The following is an 8,017-nucleotide window of genomic DNA, read 5'->3' as shown; positions in this document are numbered from 1 at the left end:
CTTCGAGGTCGACCTCCATGATCTGCAGCGGCTTTCCGGCGGCAACGGCGACAGCGGCGCGCGTTTTCATCAGGCAATCCTCCCAAGGCAGTCTGCAATCCAGGTTAGATTTAACTTACCATTCAGCTCTGCGCTATGCACGAAGCGACGTTCTGACCCCGGATTTTCGTCAGCGCCCGCCGATTTGCATGCGGGATAGGCTCCGACTTTGCCTTGACCGGCCCCCTGAAGCCCATAAAACGGGAAGCCCGTACAAGAAGGGCAGCCGAGGGACGAGGCCTGCATGTTCACAAAGATCCTGGTCGCCAACCGTGGCGAGATCGCCTGCCGCGTGATCAAGACGGCGCGCAAGATGGGCATCGCCACCGTCGCGGTCCATTCCGACGCCGACCGCGACGCCGTGCATGTCGAAATGGCCGACGAGGCGGTGCATATCGGGCCTTCGCCGGCTGCGCAAAGTTATCTGGTCGCGGAAAAGATCATCGCCGCCTGCAAGGCCACAGGAGCAGAGGCCGTGCATCCCGGCTACGGTTTCCTGTCCGAGCGGGCATCCTTCTGCGAAGCGCTGGAGCAGGAAGGCATCGTCTTCATTGGCCCGAAGCCCAAGGCCATCAAGGCGATGGGCGACAAGATCGAATCGAAAAAGTTCGCCAACGCGGCCAAGGTGTCGACGGTGCCCGGCTGGCTCGGCGTCGTCGAAAACGCCGCCCATGCCGAAAGAATAGCCGGCGAAATCGGCTATCCCGTGATGATCAAGGCTTCAGCCGGCGGCGGCGGCAAGGGCATGCGCATCGCCTGGAGCAAGGCAGAGGTGCGCGACGGCTTCGACCGGGCGCGGTCGGAGGCGAAAAGCTCGTTCGGCGATGACCGCGTCTTCATCGAAAAATTCATCGTCGATCCGCGCCATATCGAAATCCAGGTGCTCGCCGACGCGCATGGCAACACGCTCTATCTCGGCGAGCGCGAATGCTCGATCCAGCGCCGCAACCAGAAAGTCGTGGAGGAGGCGCCGTCGCCGTTCCTCGACGCCAAGACCCGCAAAGCCATGGGCGAGCAGTCGGTGGCGCTGGCCAAGGCCGTCGACTACCAGAGCGCCGGCACGGTCGAGTTCATCGTCGACAGCGACAAGAACTTCTATTTCCTGGAAATGAACACGCGGCTGCAGGTCGAGCATCCGGTGACGGAACTCGTCACCGGCATCGACCTGGTCGAGCAGATGATCCGCGTGGCGGCCGGCGAAAAGCTCGCCATCAAGCAGAGCGACGTCAAGCTGAACGGCTGGGCGGTGGAAAGCCGCCTCTATGCCGAAGATCCGTATCGCAACTTTCTGCCGTCGATCGGCAGGCTGACGAAATACCGGCCGCCGGAAGAGGGAAAATTCGGCGAAATCGTCATCCGCAACGATACCGGCGTTACCGAAGGCTCGGAAATCTCGATGTTCTACGACCCGATGGTCGCCAAGCTGTGCACCTGGGCGCCGACACGGCTGGCGGCAATCGACGCGATGTCGGAAGCGCTGGACAGTTTCGTCGTCGACGGCATCGAGCACAACATACCGTTCCTGGCGGCGCTGATGCAGCATCCGCGCTGGCGGGAAGGGCGGCTATCGACGGCGTTCATCGCCGAGGAATATCCCGACGGCTTCGCGCCCATTGTGCCGAACAGCGAAGAAAACGCGGTGCTGGCCGCGATCGCAACCGCGGTCGAACTGCTGCGCCGCGACCGGCTCGACCGGCTGGGCGGGCGGCTGGCGCCGCATTCGGGCGCCTTGAAACGCGATTGGGTGGTGAAGATCGGCCGGGATTATCTTTCGGTTGCCATCGTCGAAGGCATGATTTCCATTCCGATGGAGCTCGACCTCACAATCGACGGCGGCAAACCGCTGACGGTGGCATCCGACTGGCGGCCGGGCGATCTCATCTGGCGCGGCACGGTCGGCGGCCGCAAGGTCGCGGCGCAAGTCAGGCCGGTGCTGAACGGGTTCCGCATCGCCTGGAAAGGCATCTCGGTGACAGCCCGCGCCATGCTGCCGCGCACCGCCGAACTCGAAAGGCTGATGCCGGAAAAAGTGGCGCCGGATACCTCGAAGATGCTGCTATGCCCGATGCCCGGCCTCGTCGTGTCGATTGCCGTTGCCGAGGGGCAGGAAGTCAAGGCCGGCGAGACGCTGGCCGTGGTCGAGGCGATGAAGATGGAAAACGTCCTGCGCGCCGAGCGCGACCTCATCGTCTCGAAGCTCAACGCCAAGCCCGGCGACAGCCTTGCCGTCGATGCTGTGATCATGGAATTCGCGTGAGGTTGGACCCGCCCTCGACGCTCTGTCTGAAGTTGGCGGGACAGCGCGCCCCTCTGTCCTGCCGGACATCTCCCCCTAAAGTGTCCCTAAAGTGGGGAGATTGGCAGCTTCGGGGCCTAGCTCGCTCCTGCAACGTTGGAAATTGGCGAAAGCCGAGATGATGGCCAATCTCCCCCCTCATGGGGGAGATGTCCGGCAGGACAGAGGGGGGCGCGAAGGAACGCGACCTGCAATCCTCTGGATACGCCCTCGGGAGACGGACAACTCGAATTTTTCCCCGTCGCGCCGTATTTTGTTCTTGCTTTGTGCCGGCAGCTATGCTATTAATTTGGCTATGGTGCTAATTGGCTCCAACGACCCGCCCGCCGAGGCGGGTTTTGTTTGTAGCCTGAGGTTGGCGGGACAGCGCCCCTCTCTGTCCTGCCGGACATCTCCCCCACAAGGGGGGAAATTGGCAGCTTCGGCGGTTGCTCTAAACCTCCAAAGCTCTAATCACTAGCGCTGGACTCGTGCTACCCGGCGCTCGACAATACAACTTCATCGACTGAGTCCCTTCAGGCGGCGCGAAAAAACCATGGCGGATGAAAGACTTCCACGCGATCCCTTGCTGCGCGAGGCCTATGCAAAGGCGTCGCGGGCGGAGGCGGCGGCGCGTCGATTCATTCATCTGCGCGTGCATTCGGCCTATTCGCTGCTCGAAGGTGCCTTGCAGCTCGGCAAGATCGTCGGCCATGCGGTGCAGGACGAATGCCCGGCAATCGCCGTCACCGACACCAACAATCTGTTCGGCGCGCTGGAATTCGCCCAGAAGGCGGTAAAGGATGGCATCCAGCCGATCATCGGCTGCCAGATCGACCTCGCCTTTTCCGGCGAGGCGAGCGACAGCCAGCGCGACCGCAGGCGGCAAGGACCGGAGATGCGGCCGGTCGTCCTGATCGCCGCAACCGAGGCCGGCTACGGCAATCTGGTCAGGCTGGTCAGCCGCGTCTACCTCGAGACACCGCCCGGCGAAGCGGTGCATCTGACGAGCGAGATGCTGCAGGGCCACACCGACGGATTGATCTGCCTTACGGGCGGGCCGCGCGGTCCGATCGGCACTGCATTGAAACAGGATCGCCGCGAACTCGCCGAGACCCGGCTCTCGGCGCTCAAGAGCCTGTTCGGCGACCGGCTCTATGTCGAGCTTGAGCGCGTGTCCGGCTATGACCGCGCCATCGAGCAGTCGTCGGTCGATCTCGCCTACCGCCACGATCTGCCGCTGGTTGCCACCAACGAGGCGTTTTTCTTCTCTCGTGAAGACTATGAGGCGCATGACGCCCTGATCGCCATCGCCGAAGGTTCCGTGGTTGCGGCCGACAATCGCCGCCGCCTTTCGCCCGACCACTTCCTGAGAGGCCAGGCCGATATGGCGAGGCTGTTCGCCGACCTGCCGGAAGCAATCGACAACACCGTCGAGATCGCGCTGCGCTGCTCGTATTACCCGAAGACCCGCAATCCGATTCTGCCGCGCTTTGCCGGCCGCGATGTCGCCGACGCCGATGCTGCGGTCAAGGCGGAGGCGCAGGAGCTTGCCAGGCAGGCGCATGAAGGGCTGGAGGCGCGGCTGGCGGCGCACGGCCCGATGCCCGGCTATACCGTCGAGCAATATCGCGAAAGGCTGGATTTCGAGCTCGGCGTCATCGAGAAGATGAAATATCCGGGCTATTTCCTGATCGTTGCCGACTTCATCAAATGGGCCAAGGCACAAGGCATTCCGGTCGGCCCGGGCCGCGGTTCGGGCGCCGGCTCGCTGGTCGCCTATGCCACGACCATCACCGACATCGATCCACTGCGTTTTTCGCTGCTGTTCGAGCGCTTCCTCAATCCCGACCGCGTGTCTATGCCCGACTTCGACATCGACTTCTGCCAGGACCGGCGCGAGGAAGTCATCCGCTACGTCCAGCAGAAATACGGCCGCGACCAGGTTGGCCAGATCATCACCTTCGGCACGTTGCAGGCGCGCGCGGTGCTGCGCGACGTCGGCCGCGTGCTGCAGATGCCTTACGGGCAGGTCGACAAGCTGAGCAAGATGGTGCCGTCGAACCCGGCCAATCCGGTCAAGCTCGCCGACGCCATCGCCAACGAGCCGCGCTTTGCCGAAGAGGCGGAGCGTGAGCCGATCGTGCAGACGCTGCTCGATACGGCGCAGAAACTGGAAGGTCTTTATCGGCACGCCTCGACGCACGCCGCCGGCATCGTCATCGGCGACCGGCCGCTGTCGGAGCTGGTGCCGATGTACCGCGATCCGCGCTCGGACATGCCGGTCACGCAGTTCAACATGAAATATGTCGAGCAGGCCGGGCTGGTGAAATTCGACTTCCTTGGCCTGAAGACGCTGACGGTGCTGGACAGGGCCGTCAAGCTGATCCGCCGCCGCGGCATCGAGATCGATCTTGCCCACATTCCGCTCGACGACCCCGAAACCTACGCCATGCTGTCGCGCGGCGAAGTGGTCGGCGTGTTCCAGGTGGAAAGTGCCGGCATGCGCAAGGCGCTGATCGGCATGCGGCCCGACTGTATCGAGGACATTATCGCGCTGGTCGCGCTCTACCGGCCGGGGCCGATGGAGAACATACCGACCTACAACGCCAGAAAGCACGGCGAGGAGGAGATGGCGTCGATCCACCCGAAGATCGACCATCTCGTCAAGGAGACGCAAGGCGTCATCGTCTACCAGGAACAGGTGATGCAGATCGCGCAGGAGCTCTCCGGCTATTCGCTGGGCGAAGCCGATCTGCTGCGCCGCGCCATGGGCAAGAAGATCCGCGCCGAGATGGACAAGCAGCGCGAGCGCTTTGTTTCGGGCGCGGTCGAGCGCGGCGTCGGCAAGCCGCAAGCCGACTTCATCTTCGACCTGCTGGCAAAGTTTGCCGACTACGGTTTCAACAAATCGCATGCCGCCGCCTATGCCGTCGTCTCCTACCAGACCGCCTATCTGAAGGCGCATTACCCCGTCGAATTCCTGGCGGCATCGATGACGCTCGACATGGGCAATACGGACAAGCTCGCCGATTTCCGCCAGGATGCGCTGCGCCTCGGCATCGAGGTGGTGGCGCCGTCGGTCATGACGTCGTTCCGGGATTTCGAGGTCGGCGAGAACCGCATCTTCTATTCGCTGGCCGCGCTCAAGGGCGTCGGCGATGCGGCGGTCGAGCACATCGTCGCCACGCGCGGCGAAAAACCCTTCAAGAGCCTCGCCGATTTCTGTGAAAGGGTCGATCCGAAGATCGTCGGCAAGCGCGTCTTCGAAAGCCTGATCATGGCCGGCGCGCTCGACTGCTTCGGTCATGACCGCGCGGCGATGATGGCCGGCGTCGAGCGGATGATGGGGCTGGCGTCGCTGGCGCAGCAGAATGCCGTCACCGGCCAGCATGACATCTTTGGCGCCTCGCTCGGCGCACAGTCGCAGGCGCTCAACTTGCCGGCGACCGATCCCTGGCTCGCCGCCGACCGCCTGCACCGTGAATTCCAGGTGGTCGGGTTCTATCTCTCGGCGCATCCGCTCGACGAATACAAGGCGGCGCTGCAGAAAATGCGGGTGCAGACCTGGGGCGAGTTTTCGGCCGCCGTCAAACGCGGTGCTGCCGCCGGCCGGCTCGCCGGCACGGTGACCACCAAGCAGGAGCGCAAGACGCGCACCGGCAACAAGATGGGCGTCGTGCAGTTCTCCGACACGTCCGGCCAGTATGAAGCGGTGCTGTTTTCCGAGGGGCTGGCGCAATACCGCGACCTGCTCGAACCCGGCCGCTCGGTGGTGATCACCGTTTCGGCCGAGGACAGGCCTGAAGGCGTCAATCTGCGCATCCAGACCGTGCAGTCGTTGGAGGAAGAGGCAAGCCGTATCCAGAAAGCGTTGCGCATCTTCGTCAGAAATGACGCACCGGCATCGACAATCCAATCGCAGCTTGGCCAGCGTGGCGACAGTCAGGTGAGCATCATCGTCATCAAGGAAGGCGGCGAGGGCGAGGTCGAGATCGAGTTGCCCAACCGCTACCGCGTATCGCCGCAGATCGCGTCGGCGATGCGGGCGGTGCCGGGCGTGGTCGAGGTGGAACTGGTCTAAGAGTTAGCGCACGCTTATGAAGCGGCGATCTCCGCCGGTTGCGGTGCTCTCCGCTGCAGATTGAGCAGATTGCCGAGCAGGATCAGCAGGGCGCCACCGGCGGTGAAGGCGTCGATCTGCTCGTGATAGAGCAGCCATCCGATCACCGCCGACAGCGGCACGCGCAAAAAGTCCATTGGCGAGATGACCGTCGCATCGGCATAGACAAGTGCGCGGGCCATGCAGAAATGCGACGACATGCCGGTGAAGGCGATGAGCAGGATCCACGGCCAGAGCTCAAGCGGCGGGTTGCGCCATTCGTAAAGCGCCGGGACGAGGCCAAGCAGCGACTGGATGATCAGCATCCAGAAGATGATGCGCACGACGCTGTCCGTCCGCGTCAGCGATTTGACGAGGACCACCGAGACGCCGAAGCAGACCGCGGCTCCCAGCACGATGACATGTCCCGGATTGACCGCGCCGACGCCCGGACGCACGATGATCACAACGCCGATCAGCCCGAGCACGATCGCCGCGAGCCGTGGCCGGGACAGCCTTTCGCCGAGGAAACCGACGGCCAGCAAAGCGGTCCAGATCGGCGTCGTGAATTCGATCGAGATCAGTACCGCAAGCGGGATCAGCGTCAGGGCGTAGAGCCAGGCAGCCTGGCCGGTATAGTGGACGACGTTGCGGGCGATATGAGCCAGCGGGCGTCCGGTGCGCATCGCCGCAAAACCGCCTGACATCATGACCAGCGGCAACAGGATGAAAAAGCCGATCACCGAGCGCAGCTCGAGCACCTGGAAGACGTTTAGTTCGGCCGTCGTGGCGCGGCCGGCCACCGACATCGCCAGGAACGAGGCGATCGACAGCGCCATCCAGAACGCGGCCTTGGGGATCGAGGGTGCGGGTGCCATGCGGCTATGTCGCAAGCCGGAGCGCTCATCGCAACCGCTAGCCGACGCATTCTACTGGGCCAGCCGCGCAGCGTTGCAAACAGTGATGTTGAAGCCGGAACCCGCCGCTGAGGGGAGCGTTGGTCCCTCAGTGTTTGCGTGCTGTGTTTTGGATACCAACGAGGAGCGGTCCGATGAAATCACTTGCACGATTTGTACTTGCCGGCTGCCTGACGGCCGGGGCAGCGCATGCCGACGATCCGGATTTTCTTCGCTCATTCCAGGGGAATTTCGCCGGCAAAGGCATCGTCAAGGTGACCACCGATGCGCCGACGGTGAATGTCTCCTGTCATTTCAATTCCGACGCAACGTCGAGCTCGCTGTCGCTCGACGGCAGCTGCCGCGGTCTTATCGTGGTAACGCGCGCCATCAGCGCCGATCTCAAATCGAGCGGGACGAAATACACCGGCACCTATGTGGGATCGCGCACCGGGCCGGCGCAATTGAGCGGCAGCCGCTCCGGCAACGCAATCAATCTCGGCATCCGTTGGGCCAAGGAGGTCAATGGCGATCGCAAGGCGCAAATGACGGTCGAGAAGAACGGCGAGAATGGCATGCGGCTGATCGTCGTCGATACCGATCCGAAAACCGGGAAGAGTGTGGTGACCACCCGGATCGATCTGCAGCGCACGTGACTGGGGCAAGTTGATATTCAGGTGAGGCCGGCCTGCGAAAGGCGGTTTC

The 8,017-nt window shown here is 63.3% G+C and carries 4 protein-coding genes; 3 read left to right on the top strand and 1 reads right to left on the bottom strand.

Translation table 11 applies throughout. The features are described from left to right. Positions 1 to 283: 283 nt before the first annotated feature. The gene (locus NKI41_RS11140) at positions 284 to 2,296 is read left to right on the top strand and encodes an acetyl-CoA carboxylase biotin carboxylase subunit (protein WP_352475105.1); all 2,013 of its coding nucleotides are present in this window, start codon (positions 284 to 286) and stop codon (positions 2,294 to 2,296) included. A gap of 574 nt (positions 2,297 to 2,870) precedes the next feature. Further along, entirely contained in the window at positions 2,871 to 6,398 is a 3,528-nt protein-coding gene (gene dnaE, locus NKI41_RS11135) for a DNA polymerase III subunit alpha (protein WP_352682957.1), read from the top strand. Positions 6,399 to 6,412: 14 nt separating this feature from the next. Here the strand turns inward: dnaE and NKI41_RS11130 are convergent, their stop codons facing one another. Then, complete coding sequence (locus NKI41_RS11130) at positions 6,413 to 7,294, bottom strand: DMT family transporter (RefSeq protein WP_352682956.1); 882 nt, start codon at positions 7,292 to 7,294, stop codon at positions 6,413 to 6,415. 173 nt (positions 7,295 to 7,467) lie between these two features. On the opposite strand from NKI41_RS11130, the gene NKI41_RS11125 reads away from it, so the two are divergent. After that, positions 7,468 to 7,968, top strand: coding sequence for a hypothetical protein (locus NKI41_RS11125; protein ID WP_352682954.1), 501 nt, complete (start codon positions 7,468 to 7,470; stop codon positions 7,966 to 7,968). Positions 7,969 to 8,017 lie beyond the last annotated feature (49 nt).

This window comes from Mesorhizobium sp. M0601 (assembly GCF_040320845.1).
Lineage (GTDB): Bacteria > Pseudomonadota > Alphaproteobacteria > Rhizobiales > Rhizobiaceae > Mesorhizobium.
The sequence above is the reverse complement of the archived record's forward strand: the minus strand, read 5'-3'. Positions and strand labels throughout refer to the sequence as shown.